At 41.0% G+C, this 17,829-nt stretch carries 20 protein-coding genes; all 20 read left to right on the top strand.

Annotation, left to right across the window (positions count from 1 at the left end):
• Positions 1-10 precede the first annotated feature (10 nt).
• The 20 genes from SR187_RS00260 to SR187_RS09880 all read left to right on the top strand — a co-directional run bounded on the left by SR187_RS00260 (position 11) and on the right by SR187_RS09880 (position 17,542).
• On the top strand, positions 11-3,736 hold the full coding sequence (locus SR187_RS00260) for a phosphoribosylformylglycinamidine synthase (RefSeq protein WP_120171150.1): 3,726 nt from the start codon (positions 11-13) through the stop codon (positions 3,734-3,736).
• A complete protein-coding gene (gene purF, locus SR187_RS00265) occupies positions 3,733-5,187 on the top strand; it encodes an amidophosphoribosyltransferase (RefSeq protein ID WP_120171152.1) in 1,455 nt (484 codons plus the stop codon). Before SR187_RS00260 ends, purF begins: the two co-directional genes overlap by 4 nt.
• A 79-nt stretch (positions 5,188-5,266) precedes the next feature.
• Positions 5,267-6,289: a phosphoribosylformylglycinamidine cyclo-ligase gene (gene purM, locus SR187_RS00270; protein ID WP_120171154.1), complete on the top strand. Its 1,023-nt coding sequence runs from the start codon at positions 5,267-5,269 to the stop codon at positions 6,287-6,289.
• The gene (gene purN, locus SR187_RS00275) at positions 6,286-6,840 is read left to right on the top strand and encodes a phosphoribosylglycinamide formyltransferase (RefSeq protein WP_120171155.1); all 555 of its coding nucleotides are present in this window, start codon (positions 6,286-6,288) and stop codon (positions 6,838-6,840) included. The genes purM and purN overlap by 4 nt, the downstream gene beginning before the upstream one ends.
• The gene (locus tag SR187_RS00280) at positions 6,837-6,998 is read left to right on the top strand and encodes a phosphoribosylaminoimidazolecarboxamide formyltransferase (protein WP_227984918.1); all 162 of its coding nucleotides are present in this window, start codon (positions 6,837-6,839) and stop codon (positions 6,996-6,998) included. Before purN ends, SR187_RS00280 begins: the two co-directional genes overlap by 4 nt.
• Positions 6,999-7,020: 22 nt before the next feature.
• On the top strand, positions 7,021-8,568 hold the full coding sequence (gene purH / locus SR187_RS00285; RefSeq protein WP_120171157.1) for a bifunctional phosphoribosylaminoimidazolecarboxamide formyltransferase/IMP cyclohydrolase: 1,548 nt from the start codon (positions 7,021-7,023) through the stop codon (positions 8,566-8,568).
• Between the two features lie 92 nt (positions 8,569-8,660).
• Positions 8,661-9,440: a hypothetical protein gene (locus tag SR187_RS00290; protein ID WP_050579631.1), complete on the top strand. Its 780-nt coding sequence runs from the start codon at positions 8,661-8,663 to the stop codon at positions 9,438-9,440.
• Between the two features lie 111 nt (positions 9,441-9,551).
• Positions 9,552-10,814 (top strand): phosphoribosylamine--glycine ligase, encoded by a 1,263-nt coding sequence (purD, locus tag SR187_RS00295; RefSeq protein ID WP_120171161.1) that lies wholly within the window; start codon positions 9,552-9,554, stop codon positions 10,812-10,814.
• Positions 10,815-11,130: 316 nt separating this feature from the next.
• Positions 11,131-11,619, top strand: coding sequence for a 5-(carboxyamino)imidazole ribonucleotide mutase (gene purE, locus SR187_RS00300; protein WP_120171163.1), 489 nt, complete (start codon positions 11,131-11,133; stop codon positions 11,617-11,619).
• Positions 11,606-12,679: a 5-(carboxyamino)imidazole ribonucleotide synthase gene (purK, locus tag SR187_RS00305; protein ID WP_120171165.1), complete on the top strand. Its 1,074-nt coding sequence runs from the start codon at positions 11,606-11,608 to the stop codon at positions 12,677-12,679. The genes purE and purK overlap by 14 nt, the downstream gene beginning before the upstream one ends.
• A gap of 15 nt (positions 12,680-12,694) precedes the next feature.
• A complete protein-coding gene (locus SR187_RS00310; RefSeq protein WP_024533073.1) occupies positions 12,695-13,399 on the top strand; it encodes a hypothetical protein in 705 nt (234 codons plus the stop codon).
• A gap of 61 nt (positions 13,400-13,460) precedes the next feature.
• Positions 13,461-14,753: an adenylosuccinate lyase gene (purB, locus tag SR187_RS00315; protein WP_120171167.1), complete on the top strand. Its 1,293-nt coding sequence runs from the start codon at positions 13,461-13,463 to the stop codon at positions 14,751-14,753.
• 317 nt (positions 14,754-15,070) lie between these two features.
• Positions 15,071-15,214 (top strand): hypothetical protein, encoded by a 144-nt coding sequence (locus SR187_RS09875; protein ID WP_155962526.1) that lies wholly within the window; start codon positions 15,071-15,073, stop codon positions 15,212-15,214.
• Between the two features lie 52 nt (positions 15,215-15,266).
• Positions 15,267-15,455: a class IIb bacteriocin, lactobin A/cerein 7B family gene (locus SR187_RS00320; protein ID WP_024533071.1), complete on the top strand. Its 189-nt coding sequence runs from the start codon at positions 15,267-15,269 to the stop codon at positions 15,453-15,455.
• Between the two features lie 209 nt (positions 15,456-15,664).
• Positions 15,665-15,847, top strand: a complete 183-nt coding sequence (locus tag SR187_RS00325; protein WP_024533150.1) for a class IIb bacteriocin, lactobin A/cerein 7B family — start codon at positions 15,665-15,667, stop codon at positions 15,845-15,847.
• A gap of 83 nt (positions 15,848-15,930) precedes the next feature.
• Positions 15,931-16,119 carry a class IIb bacteriocin, lactobin A/cerein 7B family gene (locus tag SR187_RS00330; protein ID WP_120171169.1) on the top strand — a complete coding sequence of 63 codons (189 nt, stop codon included), beginning with the start codon at positions 15,931-15,933 and terminating at the stop codon, positions 16,117-16,119.
• 209 nt (positions 16,120-16,328) lie between these two features.
• Positions 16,329-16,523 carry a class IIb bacteriocin, lactobin A/cerein 7B family gene (locus SR187_RS00335; protein ID WP_024533168.1) on the top strand — a complete coding sequence of 65 codons (195 nt, stop codon included), beginning with the start codon at positions 16,329-16,331 and terminating at the stop codon, positions 16,521-16,523.
• Positions 16,524-16,728: 205 nt separating this feature from the next.
• Complete coding sequence (locus SR187_RS00340; protein WP_024533167.1) at positions 16,729-16,884, top strand: class IIb bacteriocin, lactobin A/cerein 7B family; 156 nt, start codon at positions 16,729-16,731, stop codon at positions 16,882-16,884.
• Positions 16,885-16,938: 54 nt separating this feature from the next.
• Positions 16,939-17,130, top strand: coding sequence for a hypothetical protein (locus SR187_RS00345; RefSeq protein ID WP_120171171.1), 192 nt, complete (start codon positions 16,939-16,941; stop codon positions 17,128-17,130).
• Between the two features lie 265 nt (positions 17,131-17,395).
• Positions 17,396-17,542 (top strand): hypothetical protein, encoded by a 147-nt coding sequence (locus SR187_RS09880; RefSeq protein ID WP_155962530.1) that lies wholly within the window; start codon positions 17,396-17,398, stop codon positions 17,540-17,542.
• The last annotated feature ends 287 nt before the right edge of the window (positions 17,543-17,829 follow it).

Genomic DNA, 17,829 nt, shown 5'->3' on the forward strand with positions numbered 1-17,829 from the left:
GATATCTTGTATGGCTAAGCGGATTTTTGTTGAGAAGAAGGCAGATTTTCAGATTAAGTCGAAGGTTTTACTGAAGGAACTGATAGATAGTTTGCAACTGACTAGTCTATCTAGTCTGCGCTTGGTGCAGGTTTATGATGTTTTTAATCTTGAGGATGACTTGCTTGAAGAGGCTGTTAAGCATATTTTTACTGAACAAGTAACAGACAAGGTCCTAACTGAGACGGAATTGGACCTAGATAATGCAATTTATTTTGCAATTGAAGCTCTTCCGGGGCAATTTGACCAGCGCGCGGCAAGCAGTCAAGAAGCTCTACGCTTATTGGGCAGTCGTCAGAATGTGCGTGTTCATACAGGTCAGCTCTACATCTTGAATGAAAGTGTGCAAGAAGAAGAGCTAGTTGCCATTAAGAAATATCTTCTCAATCCTGTAGACTCTCGTTTCAAGGATATGGATTCTTCCTTAGTAGCCCAGGAATTTTCAGCATCAGATACCATCATTCCAGATTTAGACTTTTTTACAAGCTATACGGCAGAAGATTTTGTAGTCTACAAGCGTGAGGTTGGCTTAGCTATGGAAGTGGAAGACCTGCTCTTTATTCAGGATTATTTTAAGTCCATTGGTCGGGTACCGACAGAAACGGAGCTTAAGGTTCTAGATACGTATTGGTCAGATCATTGCCGCCACACTACTTTTGAAACAGAGCTAAAATCCATTGATTTTTCTGCTTCAAAATTCCAGAAGCAGTTGCAGGCAACTTATGACAAGTATTTAGCGATGCGGGAAGAATTAGACCGTATAGATAAGCCACAAACTCTCATGGATATGGCAACGATTTTTGCCCGTTATGAGCGAGCAAATGGTCGTTTGGATGATATGGAAGTTTCAGATGAAATCAATGCTTGTTCCATTGAAATTGAAGTAGATGTGGATGGTGTTAGGGAACCTTGGCTTCTTATGTTCAAGAATGAGACTCATAACCATCCAACAGAAATTGAACCTTTTGGTGGTGCAGCGACCTGTATCGGTGGTGCTATCCGTGATCCGCTTTCTGGTCGTTCTTATGTCTATCAGGCTATGCGAATTTCTGGAGCGGGTGATATTACTCAGCCTCTATCGGCTACCCGTGAAGGGAAGTTGCCGCAGCAAATCATTTCAAAGACAGCGGCTCAAGGATACTCGTCTTATGGGAACCAGATTGGACTTGCAACAACTTATGTACGTGAATACTTCCATCCGGGCTTTGTTGCTAAGCGAATGGAATTAGGAGCTGTAGTAGGCGCCGCTCCAAAAGAAAATGTAGTCCGTGAAAAACCGGTAGCTGGTGATATGGTTATCTTACTTGGCGGGAAGACAGGACGAGATGGCATTGGTGGAGCAACGGGTTCATCAAAAGTTCAGACGATTGAGTCAGTAGAAACAGCTGGAGCAGAAGTTCAAAAAGGAAATGCCATTGAAGAACGTAAGATTCAACGCCTTTTTCGTAAAGGGGAGGTGACTCGTCTCATTAAAAAATCGAATGACTTCGGCGCAGGTGGTGTTTGTGTTGCAATTGGTGAACTGGCAGATGGTTTGGAAATTGATTTGAACAAGATTCCACTTAAATATTCAGGATTGAATGGAACAGAGATTGCTATTTCTGAATCTCAGGAACGAATGAGCGTAGTGGTTGCTCCAGAAAATGTAGAAACATTTATTGCAGCTTGTCAAGAAGAAAATATCTATGCAGTAGTAGTGGCAAAGGTTACCGAAAAACCGAATTTGGTCATGATTTGGAATGGACAAGTTATTGTTGATATCGAACGTTCTTTTCTAAATAGTAATGGCGTCCGTGTAGAGGTTGAAGTCAAGGTGATTGACAAGAGTGTCAACCTTCCAGAAGTACGTAGAACTTCGGTCAAAACCTTACAAGTTGATGTAGAGGATCTTCTTTCTGATCTCAATCATACTAGTCAAAAGGGGTTGCAAACGATTTTTGATAGTTCTGTTGGTCGATCAACTATCAATCATCCAATCGGTGGTCGCTATCAGTTGACACCGACGGAAAGTTCTGTTCAGAAGTTACCAGTAGAACACGGTGTGACAACAACCGCTTCAGTTATTGCTCAGGGCTATCATCCTTATTTAGCCGAGTGGTCTCCATACCATGGTGCAGCTTATGCGGTCGTTGAAGCGACAGCTCGCTTGGTAGCAACAGGAGCTGAATGGTCTAAGGCACGTTTTTCTTATCAGGAATATTTTGAACGTATGGACAAGCAAGCAGAGCGTTTTGGTCAACCGGTGGCAGCTCTTCTTGGTTCTATTGAGGCTCAGATTCAGCTTGGCTTGCCGTCTATTGGTGGTAAGGATTCAATGTCTGGTACTTTTGAGGAGTTGACCGTTCCACCAACCTTGGTTGCATTTGGTGTGACAACAGCAGATAGTAGCAAGGTCCTTTCACCGGAATTTAAAGCAACGCAAGAATATGTCTATTACCTTCCAGGCCAAGTTTTATCAGAAAATATTGATTTTAACCTTATCAAATCAAATTTTGAGACTTTTGAAAAATGGCAGAGCGCTTATCGGATTACGGCTGCGAGTGCAGTTAAATATGGTGGAGTTCTAGAAAGTTTAGCCCTCATGTCTTTTGGGAACCGAATTGGTGCAGAAGTTGAATTGGATTCTTTAGAAAATTGTTTAACAGGTCAATTGGGAGGTTTCGTTTTTACATCGTCGGAAGACATTCCAGAGGCAGTGAAAATTGGACAGACAACAGCAGACTTTACATTGCTTGTCAATGGTGTCAAGTTAGAAGGAAGTCGCTTACAGGCAGCTTTTGAAGGTAGGTTAGAAAATATTTATCCAACAGAGTTTCAACAGGCTGAAAAGCTACAGGCAGTTCCTACAGTAGCAGTAAGTACAGTGAGTAAAGCCAAGGAAAAAGTTGAGCAACCTCTGGTTTATATTCCAGTCTTCCCAGGAACAAACTCGGAATATGATTCAGCCAAGGCCTTTGAACAGGCCGGTGCTAGGGTCAAATTAGTGCCATTTTTAACTTTAAATATGGAAAGTATTGAACAATCAGTTGACAGGATGGTTGACAATATTGACAAGGCAAATATTCTCTTCTTTGCAGGTGGATTCTCGGCTGCGGATGAACCAGATGGATCTGCTAAGTTTATCGTGACCATCTTACGAAACAGTAAAGTCCGCTCTGCTATTGACCGCTTCATCGAAAAAGGTGGACTTATCATCGGTATCTGTAATGGTTTTCAAGCTCTTGTTAAATCAGGCCTACTGCCGTATGGCAACTTTGAGGAGATAGGGGAAACGAGTCCTACTCTCTTCTACAATGATGCCAATCAGCATGTAGCTAAAATGGTGGAGACAAGAATTTCAAACATCAATTCACCATGGTTGGCAGGTGTGCAGGTGGGAGATATTCATACCATTCCCGTTTCTCATGGGGAGGGGAAATTTGTCGTAAGCGATGAAGAATTTGAGATATTACGAGACAATGGACAAATCTTTAGTCAATATGTTGACTTTACAGGGCGACCTAGCATGGACTCTAAGTACAATCCAAACGGTTCCAGTCATGCGATTGAAGGAATCACTAGCCGAAACGGTCAAATAATAGGGAAAATGGGACACTCAGAACGTTATGAAGAAGGACTATTTCAAAATATTCCAGGGAACAAAGACCAAGGATTATTTGTTTCAGCAGTACGCTACTTTACAGGGAAATTAAGATGACATACGAAGTAAAATCACTCAATGAAGAATGTGGAATTTTCGGTATTTGGGGACATCCTCAGGCCGCACAAGTTGCTTATTTTGGTTTGCATAGTTTGCAACATCGTGGACAAGAAGGGGCAGGAATTCTGTCTAATGATGCAGGATATTTGAGACACCATCGTGATATGGGCTTGATTGCAGAAGTTTTTAAGAACTCTGAGGACTTGGAACGTTTGACAGGAAGAGCAGCTATTGGTCATACTCGCTATGCAACGTCAGGGTCGGCTTCTATCCGTAATATTCAGCCCTTTCTCTTTGATTTTTCAGATATGCAAGTCGGGTTGGCTCATAATGGAAACTTAACCAATGCTGTGAGCTTGAAGGCTGAGCTAGAAAAGACTGGTTCGATTTTCTCCAGTTCATCAGATACGGAAATTCTTATGCATTTGATTCGTCGTAGTCGTAATACAGATGTGATGGGGAAAATTAAGGAAGCATTGAATACAGTCAAGGGGGGCTTTGCTTACTTGATTATGCTAGAAGATCGGCTGGTTGCAGCCTTGGATCCAAATGGTTTTCGTCCTCTTTCTATTGGTAAAATGAAAAACGGGGCTTGGGTAGTTGCCAGTGAAACCTGTGCCTTTGAAGTCATTGGAGCTGAGTGGGTTCGAGATGTGGAACCGGGTGAAATTGTTATTATTGATGATAGTGGTGTCCATTATGATACCTATACAACAGATACTCAGCTTGCAGTCTGTTCTATGGAGTATGTTTACTTTGCCCGCCCAGATTCTGTTATTCATGGTGTCAATGTCCATACGGCAAGAAAAAAGATGGGACGTCGTTTGGCGCAGGAATTTCAACATGAGGCAGATATTGTTATCGGTGTTCCAAATTCTTCTTTATCTGTTGCTATGGGTTTTGCGGAAGAATCCGGTTTGCCAAATGAAATGGGACTAATTAAAAATCAGTATATTCAACGAACCTTTATTCAACCAACTCAAGAACTACGAGAACAGGGGGTCCGGATGAAATTATCGGCTGTTTCCAGTGTGATCAAAGACAAACGAGTGGTGATGATTGATGATTCTATCGTTCGTGGAACGACCAGTCGTCGGATTGTTCAACTCTTGCGTGATGCAGGGGCAAAGGAAATCCATGTAGCAATTGGAAGTCCAGAACTCAAGTATCCATGCTTTTATGGAATTGATATTCAGACACGCAGAGAGTTGATTTCTGCTAATCACAGTGTAGATGAGGTCTGTGAGATTATTGGGGCGGATAGTTTGACTTACCTTTCCTTAGAAGGTCTGATTGACTCTATCGGCATTGATACGAAGGATCCGAAAGGGGGACTATGTGTAGCTTACTTTGATGGAGAGTTTCCTACCCCACTCTACGATTATGAAGAAGAATATCTTCGTAGCTTAGAAGAAAAAACAAGTTTTTATATTGAAAATGTTAAATAAGATATGGGGTTGTCAATCCAACTTGACAGAGTTGTCAACTTTGTCAAGTATCTGTAAAGTGGCGCAGGGAGGAAATGAAATGACAGAAAAAAATGCTTACGCAAAATCAGGTGTTGATGTAGAAGCTGGTTATGAGGTTGTCAAACGTATTAGGAAACATGTTGCACGGACAGAGCGTCTGGGAGTCATGGGAGCTCTTGGTGGTTTTGGAGGGATGTTTGATCTCACCAATTTAGCTATTACGGAACCTGTCTTGGTATCTGGGACAGATGGTGTTGGCACCAAGCTCACGTTGGCGATCAAGTATGATAAGCACGATACAATCGGTCAAGATTGTGTTGCCATGTGTGTCAACGACATCATTGCAGCTGGCGCAGAGCCCCTTTATTTCCTTGATTACATTGCGACAGGAAAAAATGAGCCTGCCAAGCTTGAACAAGTGGTTGCTGGTGTGGCAGAAGGATGTGTTCAGGCAGGTTGTAGTTTAATTGGTGGGGAGACAGCTGAAATGCCTGGCATGTATGGCGAGGACGACTATGATCTAGCTGGTTTTGCTGTCGGTATCGTTGAAAAATCCCAAATCATTGATGGTTCCAAAGTGACTGAAGGAGACATTCTTCTTGGTCTTGCTTCAAGTGGCGTTCACTCAAATGGTTACTCCTTGGTTCGCCGTATTTTCTCCGATTATACAGGTGAGGAGAGCTTACCAGAGTTGGAAGGAAAAAAACTCAAGGAAGTTCTCCTTGAGCCTACTCGTATCTATGTCAAAGCAGTGCTTCCTTTGGTTAAGGAGGGTTTGATTAACGGTATCGCCCATATCACAGGTGGGGGCTTCATTGAGAATGTCCCCCGTATGTTTACAGATGACCTAGCTGCTGAAATTGATGAGAGCAGGCTTCCAGTTCTGCCAATCTTCAAAGTCATCGAAAAATATGGACAAATCAAGCATGAGGAAATGTTTGAAATCTTCAACATGGGAATCGGTTTAATTTTAGCAGTCAGTCCGGAAAATGTTTCTAAGGTTGCCGAGCTAGCAGATGAAGAAGTTTTTGAAATCGGTCGTATTATTTTTAAAGAAGACAAAAGTGTGATTATCAAATGAAGAAGATAGCAGTGTTTGCTTCAGGAAGAGGCTCTAATTTTCAGGTGATTGCAGAACAATTTGAAGTGGAATTTGTCTTCTCAGACCGTCGAGCAGCTTATGTTTTGGAAAGAGCCAAAAATTTGGGAGTTCCAGATTATGCCTTTGAACTCAAAGAGTTTGAGGACAAAGCGGCCTATGAACAAGCTATCGTCAACTTGCTGGACCAGCACCAGATTGACCTAGTCTGTCTGGCAGGCTATATGAAGATTGTTGGAACGACTTTATTAGCTAAGTATGAAGGTCGGATTATCAATATTCATCCAGCCTATTTGCCAGAATTTCCAGGGGCTCATGGGATTGAAGATGCTTGGAATGCTGGCGTGGCAGAAAGCGGTGTAACCGTTCACTGGGTTGATAGTGGTGTGGATACGGGGGAGATTATCAAGCAGGTGCGAGTTCCTCGTTTACCAGATGATATTCTTGAAACGTTTGAGGAGCGGATTCACGAGGCGGAATATAAACTTTATCCAACGGTATTAGACGATTTGGGAGTGAAGAGGAAAGAATGATGGTTCAAAAAATCATTTTGTTTGTATTGGTATTCATTTTAGTGGCTCTGCTCTTTAATAGCTTTATTTTTGCAAACTTAGAAAATCCTGCACGTTTGATTTTGGCATACGGATTATCTTTGATTTTATCAGGATTTCTTATGACTCAAATCAAGTAATTTGTGAAAAAAAGGGGAAAATATGATAAAACGCGCATTGATTAGTGTATCAGATAAGACTGGTATTGTAGAATTTGCTAAAGAACTAAGAAGTTTAGGATGGGAGATTATTTCAACCGGTGGCACAAAGATTGCCCTTGATGGTGCTGGAGTTGATACCATTGCTATTGATGATGTGACTGGATTCCCAGAAATGATGGACGGTCGTGTCAAGACTTTGCATCCAAATATCCACGGCGGACTCTTGGCTCGTCGTGACTTGGACAGTCACCTGCAGGCTGCTAAGGACAATAAGATTGAGCTTATCGACCTAGTGGTGGTTAACCTTTACCCATTCAAAGAAACCATCCTGTGTCCAGATGTGACCTATGATTTAGCTGTAGAAAATATTGATATTGGTGGTCCTTCTATGCTTCGCTCAGCGGCGAAAAACCATGCCAGTGTGACTGTTGTGGTAGATCCGGCTGACTATTCTATGATTTTAAAAGAAATGGCAGAGCAGGGTGAGACTAGCTATCCAACGCGCCAAAAATTGGCCGCCAAGGTTTTCCGTCATACAGCAGCATATGATGCCTTGATTGCGGACTATTTTACCAAGCAAGTTGGTGAAGAAAAACCTGAAAAATTAACTCTTACTTACGACCTTCATCAGCCTATGCGCTATGGAGAAAACCCACAACAAGATGCTGATTTCTATAAAAATGCCCTTCCAACAGCATATTCCATTGCTTCTGCCAAGCAGTTAAACGGTAAGGAATTGTCTTTCAATAATATTCGCGATGCCGATGCAGCTATTCGTATTATTCGTGATTTCAAGGATCGTCCAACAGTTGTTGCCCTTAAGCACATGAATCCATGCGGTATCGGACAGGCTGACGCTATCGAAACAGCTTGGGATTACGCCTATGAGGCAGATCCGGTGTCTATTTTCGGTGGGATTGTCGTGTTGAACAGAGAGGTGGATGCAGCGACGGCTGAAAAGATGCATCCGATTTTCTTAGAAATTATTATCGCACCATCTTACACGGAAGAAGCGCTAGCTATTTTGACAAACAAAAAGAAAAATCTTCGGATTTTAGAGTTGGCTTTTGATGAGCAAGACATTAGCGAAGTGGAAAAAGAGTTCACAGGTGTAGTTGGTGGTCTTTTGGTGCAGGATCAAGACGTGGTGGTGGAAAGTCCAGTGGACTGGCAGGTCGTGACGGAACGTCAGCCTTCAGAACAAGAGTGGGCAGCTATGGAGTTTGCATGGAAGTCTTCCAAGTACGTCAAGTCAAATGGTATCATCATCACAAATGACAAGATGACCCTAGGTGTAGGGCCAGGACAAACCAATCGTGTGGCTTCTGTCCGCATTGCAATCGAACAGGCCAAGGAGCGTTTGGATGGAGCAGTCTTAGCTTCAGATGCTTTCTTTCCATTTGCAGATAATGTGGAGGAGATTGCTGCGTCTGGTATTAAAGCTATTATCCAACCGGGAGGGTCAGTTCGAGATCAAGATTCCATCGACATGGCTAATAGATATGGACTAACGATGGTCTTTACAGGCATGCGACATTTTAGACATTGAGATATAGTGAGGCGCCTGACAGATGCCGGGTGTATACCTATTCATATTATTGTATTTTTTAACATAATATAGTATACTATAAAAGTAAATATATGATTGGAATAGGTGATGATATGTTTAGATATTTTAAGAAAAACTGGTATGTAATTTTGCTATTAGTTACCCTTATTTTTATATCTGGTCCAATATTTTCACTTTTATTAACTTATGTTCAACAATTTTTAAATAAAAATTTAGGAGATTGGTTGAGTTTTTATGGAGCGATTATTGGTATTGCTATTTCATTTATCGTTTTCCATTTTCAATTATTTATTGATACAGAGAAATTTAGAATAAATCAACGTCCTGAGTTGTTTTTGGATTATAGTTACCAAGTTTTGAAAAGTTCTAGCTATGTCTATTATCTTGATAAATATTGGTACGGTTTAATACAAAGCAATAAGAACACCAAGAATGCTCGGAAATTGGAAGTCGATTCATTCCAGCTTTCATATGCTGCTAGTAACAAACGAGATAAAGCTCTTTCAATTGAAATTGTAAACAACCAACCTTTGTTTAATCTTCAAGTCCAATTTGGAGATTCTCTTGACTATGCTATCATCCCTAAATTATCAGAGGCACAAAAAATTTATATCATTTCGAAAAAACATCAGGATGCAATTTTTAATCATCTTTTGTTAAACAATACAGATTTTAAGCATATTCCTCCAAAATTGACTCTTTTTTATACGACACTTTCAGGTGAAAAGCTTAAAAGAATATATCAAACTGATAATAAGGGACAGTGTTCCATGATAAAAGAAGAGCAAATTGACAGTTATCCTCCGCTTCCTAAAGAAAACTATGTATGCGATTATTTTCTCAAGCAATAGCTCACCTAGTGTGGGCTTTTTCCATTCCCGAACGTTTCTTTGTTTTTTCTATCAAAATCCGTCCATTTCTGCTATACTGTTTGTATAAAATTCGTTTTTGAGGTGTTGAACGTGAAACTATTGGTTGTTGGGTCTGGTGGTCGTGAGCATGCCATTGCAAAGAAATTATTAGAGTCCGAACAGATAAATGAGGTCTTTGTTGCTCCTGGAAATGATGGAATGACTTTAGACGGAATCAAGTTAGTAAATATCGGAATATCCGAACATTCTGCCCTCATAGATTTTGCTAAAGAGAATGATATTGCTTGGACTTTTGTTGGTCCAGACGATGCTCTTGCAGCGGGGATTGTTGATGATTTTGAACAGGCTGGACTCAAGGCTTTTGGTCCCAGTCGTCTCGCTGCGGAGCTGGAGTGGTCAAAAGACTTTGCCAAGCAAATCATGGTCAAATATGGTATTCCAACAGCTGCCTTTGGTACATTTTCTAATTTTGAGGAAGCTAAGACCTATATAGAAAAGCAGGGGGCACCTATTGTGGTCAAGGCGGATGGCTTGGCGTTAGGAAAGGGCGTGGTCGTAGCAGAAACTGTTGAGCAGGCAGTTGATGCAGCGCGTGAGATGCTCTTGGATAACAAGTTTGGTGATTCTGGTGCTCGTGTTGTTATTGAAGAGTTTTTATCTGGTGAGGAATTTTCACTCTTTGCTTTGGTTAATGGAAATCAGTTCTACATTTTGCCAGCAGCTCAGGATCACAAACGTGCTTTTGATGGGGATCAAGGTCCTAATACGGGTGGTATGGGAGCCTATGCACCAGTGCCGCATCTGTCTCAGAGTATGGTAGACACAGCAGTTGAGACTATTGTTAAGCCTATTCTTGAAGGTATGATCACAGAAGGGCGGCCCTATCTCGGCGTGCTCTATGCTGGCTTGATTTTGACCGACCAAGGTCCTAAAGTAATCGAGTTCAACGCCCGTTTTGGTGACCCAGAGACACAGATTATCCTGCCTCGTCTGACTTCTAATTTTGCTCAAAATATTGACGATATTCTCCACAAACGTCCGACAGAGCTGCACTGGTTAGAAAGTGGCGTGACACTCGGTGTAGTTGTAGCCTCAAATGGCTACCCTCTGGACTACGAAAAAGGCGTCAAGTTGCCAGCAAAGACCGAGGGAGACATCACGACCTACTATGCAGGTGCTCGTTTTTCGGAAAATGGCAGAGCACTGCTCTCAAATGGTGGTCGAGTATACATGCTTGTCACCACAGCGGACACTGTCTCAGATGCGCAGGAAAAAATTTATGCCGAACTTGCTAACCAAAATACCGAAGGCTTGTTCTACCGTACTGACATCGGAAGCAAAGCAGTAAAATAAAAACATATTTAGAAGCACAATGAGAGCGAGCTAAAACCATCAGTTGTCACCGTGCTGAAAACCACCAAGCCGGTTTAGACTTGGTGGTAGGGGGGAGAGACTTTGAGCTTGAAAATAAGCAATGGAACGCCAACGGCGGTCGCTTGCGTCCCTCAGCACTTAAGACAACTGACAAAAAGAAAAAAGGGAAAGGAACTGAACACGGGACTAAATTTCTAGGAAAAAGATAAAACTGCCTAGACGCAAGCGTCGTCGTTAGTTTTCCTATTTTTCTACGGAATTTTTCGCAAGCGAAACGTCCCTTTGTATCTTAATTATGAAACCAATTATTTCCATCATCATGGGCTCAAAATCCGACTGGGCAACCATGAAAAAAGCAGCAGATATGCTGGATAAATTCGGCGTAGCCTACGAAAAGAAAGTGGTATCTGCTCACCGTACGCCAGACCTCATGTTCAAGCATGCTGAAGAAGCACGTGGACGTGGCATCAAGGTCATCATTGCTGGAGCTGGTGGAGCAGCCCATCTCCCTGGGATGGTCGCAGCCAAGACTACTCTTCCTGTTATTGGTGTGCCTGTCAAATCCCGAGCTCTTAGTGGACTTGATTCTCTCTATTCCATTGTGCAGATGCCGGGCGGTGTACCTGTGGCAACCATGGCAATTGGCGAAGCGGGCGCAACCAATGCGGCCTTGACTGCCCTTCGTATCCTCTCCATTGAAGACCAAACCATTGTAGCTCAGCTGGCAAACTTTGCCAAGGAACAGGAAAAAATTGCGGAGGCGATGACAGATGACCTCATCTAAGACAATCGGAATTATCGGCGGCGGTCAGCTAGGGCAGATGATGGCTATTTCTGCTATTTACATGGGGCACAAGGTCGTCACGCTGGATCCTGCAGCGGACTGCCCAGCCTCCAAGGTCAGCGAGGTTATCGTCGCTCCCTATCACGATGTGAAGGCTTTGCAACAACTAGCAGACCGCTGTGATGTCTTGACCTATGAGTTTGAAAATGTGGATGCAGACGGTCTTGATGCCGTGATAAAAGAAGGTCAACTTCCGCAGGGGACTGACCTTCTTCGTATTTCTCAGAATCGCATTTTTGAGAAGGATTTTTTGGTAGAAAAAGCTGGTGTGACTGTGGCACCTTACAAGGTGGTGACCTCTACCCTTGATTTGGAACATCTTGACCTGTCAAAAAACTATGTCCTCAAAACAGCAACAGGCGGCTATGATGGACATGGTCAGGTCGTCATTCGCTCGGAAGCAGACCTTGAAGCGGCTAATAAATTAGCCAACTCTGCCGAGTGCGTCTTGGAAGAATTTGTGACCTTTGACTTGGAGATTTCTGTCATCGTGTCAGGCAATGGGCGTGATGTCACCGTTTTTCCTGTGCAGGAAAATATCCACCGCAACAATATCCTGTCTAAAACCATCGTCCCAGCCCGTATTTCAGAGGATTTAAGCGCTAAAGCGCAAGCTATGGCGGTAAAAATAGCAGAGCAGCTAAACTTATCTGGCACCCTCTGTGTGGAAATGTTTGTGGCAGGCGATGAGATTCTAGTCAATGAAATCGCTCCACGCCCCCACAACTCAGGACATTACTCTATCGAAGCCTGTGATTTTTCACAATTTGATACCCATATCTTGGGTGTGTTAGGACAGCCATTACCAGCCATCAAACTCCATGCCCCAGCCGTCATGCTCAACGTCCTCGGCCAACACATGGAACAAGCCCCCGCCTACATCACAGAAAACCCTAGCGCCCACCTCCACCTTTATGGTAAACTAGAAGCAAAGCACAACCGCAAAATGGGGCATGTGACGGTGTTGGGGGAAGATGCGGATAGTGTGGAGGAGTTATAAGAAAAGAGGGTAATTATGGAGATTGGTAAAAAGGTTGATGATACAATTTATGCCGATTTTTCAATTGAAGAATTATTAAAGTTAGTGTTTCAAAAGGGAGATAAGCGGGTTGAAATAAAAAATATTGAAGTTTCTTTAAAACCAATCCGTACAGAAGGAACAATATCATCTCAATACAACTATAGGTATTCTTATAGTACATTTTTTGAAATAAAATTCGACGGTAAATTTGGTGAAAATCCAGAAGTATTACTTGTTTATTCAAAGGATGATACTCCGATAAATTTTGATGAGAGAGAGTCTATAGAGGTAGTTAGTCTTAAAAAGAATACCTTTTTAGGTAATACATATACTTACTTTATGCCTAAAGAATATATTTACTATTCAAATAATAGTCAAGTATTGAAGGAGTATGTGTTTATAATATTTTCAAAACAGGATCCTTCTAGAATTGGTTTTGTAGTCGCGTTGGTTGCAGATAAGAGAGTAGCCCAAGTAGATTCTTATGGGGAAGGACTTGGTGGAGCAATTTCTACGTCTTTTAATCCCTTGGATTTACTAACATCAATTCCCAATGTAAAATACAAAGGTTCTTGGCCTAAAAAGTTATCCTTATCATCAACTTACTTACAGAATGGACAACAAATCAAATTAAAAGAATCAAATATAGAAGCTATAATTGATTTAGAAAATAGAATTACTGGTAATAATTTTCTTTAAATTTAAAAGATTATAAAATAGTTGTTTTTGTGAATTTAGTAAAATAACAAAGGAGTAAAAAATGCTAACACGTTATTCCCGCCCTGAGATGGCGAACATTTGGAGTGAAGAGAACAAGTACCGTGCTTGGTTGGAGGTGGAAATTCTCGCTGATGAGGCATGGGCTGAGTTGGGTGAGATTCCCAAGGAAGATGTGGCCTTGATTCGTGAGAAGGCGACTTTTGACATCGACCGCATTTTAGAGATTGAAGAGGAAACCCGTCACGATGTGGTGGCTTTCACCCGTGCGGTTTCGGAAAGTCTTGGTGAGGAACGCAAGTGGGTGCATTATGGCTTGACTTCAACGGACGTAGTGGACACGGCTTACGGCTACCTCTACAAGCAGGCCAACGACATTATCCGTCGTGATCTTGAAAACTTTACTAATATCATCGCCGACAAGGCTCGTGAGCACAAGTACACCATCATGATGGGGCGGACCCACGGTGTCCATGCGGAGCCAACGACCTTCGGTCTCAAACTCGCGACTTGGTACAGCGAAATGAAACGCAACATGGAGCGTTTTGATGTGGCAGCCAAGGGCGTTGAGGCTGGTAAAATTTCAGGTGCGGTTGGAAACTTTGCCAACATTCCTCCATTTGTGGAAGAGTATGTTTGTGGCAAATTAGGTATCCGTCCGCAGGAAATTTCGACTCAGGTACTTCCTCGTGACCTCCACGCAGAATATTTCTCAGCTTTAGCCTTGATTGCAACGTCCATTGAGCGTATGGCGACCGAAATCCGTGGACTTCAAAAATCTGAGCAACGCGAAGTCGAAGAGTATTTTGCCAAAGGCCAAAAAGGCAGCTCTGCTATGCCCCACAAGCGTAATCCTATCGGTTCTGAGAATATGACTGGTCTGGCGCGTGTGGTTCGTGGCCACTTGGTGACGGCTTTTGAAAATGTGGCACTTTGGCATGAACGTGATATTTCTCACTCGTCAGCGGAGCGGATTATCACGCCGGACACGACCATTCTCATCAACTACATGCTCAACCGTTTTGGTAATATCGTCAAGAACTTGACGGTCTTCCCTGAAAACATGAAGCGTAATATGGAGTCAACTTTTGGTTTGATTTACAGCCAACGTGTCATGCTTAAACTCATTGAAAAAGGCATGACCCGTGAAGAGGCCTATGATTTGGTGCAACCAAAAACAGCTCATTCATGGGATAACCAAGTGGACTTTAAGCCCCTTCTCGAAGCAGATGAGCGCGTGACAGCCAAACTTAACCAGGAAGAACTCGATGAACTCTTCAATCCAGACTACTATGCCAAGAGGGTCGATAATATATTTGCACGACTTGGTTTATAAAGAAATAAAATTCTTTGGGAATTCCAGAGAATTTTTTCTTTTGTTTGAGGGGGTTACCGGTGAAGGATTGTCATCTTTTGGGTACTCGTTCTTTTTTAAAATCGACTAGTTTTACTACAAATTTACGAATAGATAAATGTAGGGGAAGAAAACTCGCCAACTTATTTAAGAAAGGTAAACATTTAAAAATTGAAAATAGTTTACGAATAAGTCAGTGAGAGGGAAAATTCCCCTCAAGGAGATACAAGTTTGTCAAATCGTCCATTTTCAAGAAATGTACGGTTGAACAAGTATCAGAAAAAGAAAGGAGAGAAAAGATGAAAGATTTAGGTTATCTATCACTGACTCAGGAAGAGTTGGCTGAACATCATGGTGGTGCGATTTTTCTACCTGTTTGGTTATTAGGAAAATCAAAACCAGTAGCACCAGGTAAACATCGTATTCCAATTATTCTACTATAGTGGGAAATACGGTTGGTATCAACAATCATAAAAAGACTAAAGGAGAAAAACTATGACAACACTTGAAGCATTGGAAAACAATTATGTAACCCTGACAGAAGCGGAACTGGTGGATACTGAGGGTGGGATTGCACCGGTAATAGTAGCGTTTGGAGTGGCTGCTTTTAAAGGTTTTTCTGTAACTGGAGGAGCAATTATACTGGGGACTAGCTTGTACAAAGCAGGACAAGGTTTAAAATAGCATTTAAGGTTAGGTTCATGAAAAAATTTTTTAAAGGATTATTTGCTGGCAGCCTTTATACATCTTATATCTTGTTGTTAGCCTGGTCACTCTTGCACTTAGAAAAATTACCAGTGGAAAATGGTATTTTACTAATAGTGTTGACCTACTATATTAACAAACAAAACTTATTTAAGAGATTAAAAAATTAAAATACGAAGGAGTAATAAATGAAAACATTGACAATTGAAAATGGATTTGTCGCTTTGAATGAGGAAGAATTGACAGCAGTTGAGGGAGGAATCGGTCCAGCTGTTGTAGCGATTCCGGCTGGAGTTAAAATTGCAGGATATGTTGTTGGAGGTCTCACTGCTGCAGGTATTGCTGCGTGGGGTTACTTTAGTTCACGCTAGAGAAAAATCGTATTCCAATTATTCTACTATAGTGGGAAATCCGGTTAGTACCAACAATAATCAAAAACTAAAGGAGAAAAACTATGACAGCATTTGAAACATTGGAAAACAATTATGTAACCCTGACAGAAGCGGAACTGGGGGATACTGAGGGTGGGATTGACTCGGTAATAGCAGCGTTTGGAGTGATTGCTTTTAAAAGTTTTTCTGTAACTGGAGGAGCAATTATACTGGGGACTAGCTTGTACAAAGCAGGACAAGGTTTAAAATAGCATTTAAGGTTAGGTTCATGAAAAAATTTTTTAAAGGATTATTTGCTGGCAGCCTTTATACATCTTATATCTTGTTGTTAGCCTGGTCACTCTTGCACTTAGAAAAATTACCAGTGGAAAATGGTATTTTACTAATAGTGTTGACCTACTATATTAACAAACAAAACTTATTTAAGAGATTAAAAAATTAAAATACGAAGGAGTAATAAATGAAAACATTGACAATTGAAAATGGATTTGTCGCTTTGAACGAGGAAGAATTGACAGCAGTTGAGGGAGGACTTGCTCCGGTTATCATTGGTGGTGTTGCAATTGGTTGGAAAGTTATTGGAGGAGTGGTAGGAGTTGTTGGAACAGGACTAACGATTGGTGCAGCAGCAGGATATTATGCTAATCGGCCTTAGAGGGGATTGAGAAACTATGAAAGTTTTAAAATTTTGGCCCGAATTCTTTATTTTATTGACATCATTGCTATATTTGACTGTATATATTTTGAACGACTTAAGTGTGTACAAAGTACCAGAGGAAATTATTTCCATTGATATACCTTTTATGTCGCTGATGTTACTATTTGTTGTTTTAATTTATAGGGAAAAGAGAGGATAAAACATGGATAAATATAATAGTTTAACGGAACAAGAGCTTTTTGCTACGGAGGGAGGACTTGAGCCAATAACTGTTGCAATAGGAATCGGAACCTTGTTGGTTTCCTCCATTAAGATTGGTTACGATTTTGGCAAAGATTTAGCACGTCGAAAACGATAATGATTGGGGCTATGTAGACAGCTGTAGAGAAAAAAATAAAAATGGGAGAAAAACATGATTTCCAACATTATTGCCCATATAAATATAAAACTTTTTAGTCTAATTTTGCTAGCTGGCTATTGCTTTCTTTTGGTCAATTATCCAGAAAAAGTTGATTCATTTTTTGCAAAATTTTCCGTATCCTTTCTAGTGACATTTACGATTGTTAATGAACTAGTCACTCTTGTTTATGGGATGAGCGGATAAACCTATAGTTTTAGTACATATTTTTATATTGGGCAGAAATGTCCAATTTCTTTTATTTTTTTACGAATAAACAAGTGGGAGGGAAAGCTTCCCTCAAGGAAAGGAGAAAAACTATGACAGCATTTGAAACATTGGAAAACAATTATATAGCCCTAACAAAAGCAGAACCAATAGATACTGAGGGGGATTGATATTGCTGCACCAATTAAAGCTATCTTTAATGTAGGAAAAGAATTTGGACGTGCTTTAGCAGCAGGAAAAAGGTATGAAATATATTAAAAATTTATATTCACGAGATGTAATTTTAATCGGTATCTTTTTACTAATGTCATGGTTTGCGGTACCAAGTATCATCGCTTCAATTTTTAGTATTGGAAAAGAATTTGGTGAAGCACTTGCAAAATGGTTTTGAAAAGTTAAGATATAAAAGTAAGTAGAAGATAAAATGGTGCAATTTGAGATAATCATAGTATGGAAACTCATTTTGTGGCATTAACCGTACAATAATTATTTAGCAGAAACTTTGGAGTTGTTCCTCTTTTCTATGCAGGAGCGTTTGTAGGATGTACGGAGACCAAACATCTATAAAACACATTGTTTTATTGTACTAAATGGTTTCTTAAATAGTTAACGCATCATTTTTTTTGAAAAATGATGTGTTTTTTGATTTATCTTCATTTTTTTAAATCTTTTTGCGAA

Origin of the sequence: Streptococcus ruminantium, from assembly GCF_003609975.1 — a bacterium.
Classification (GTDB): Bacteria; Bacillota; Bacilli; order Lactobacillales; family Streptococcaceae; genus Streptococcus; species Streptococcus ruminantium.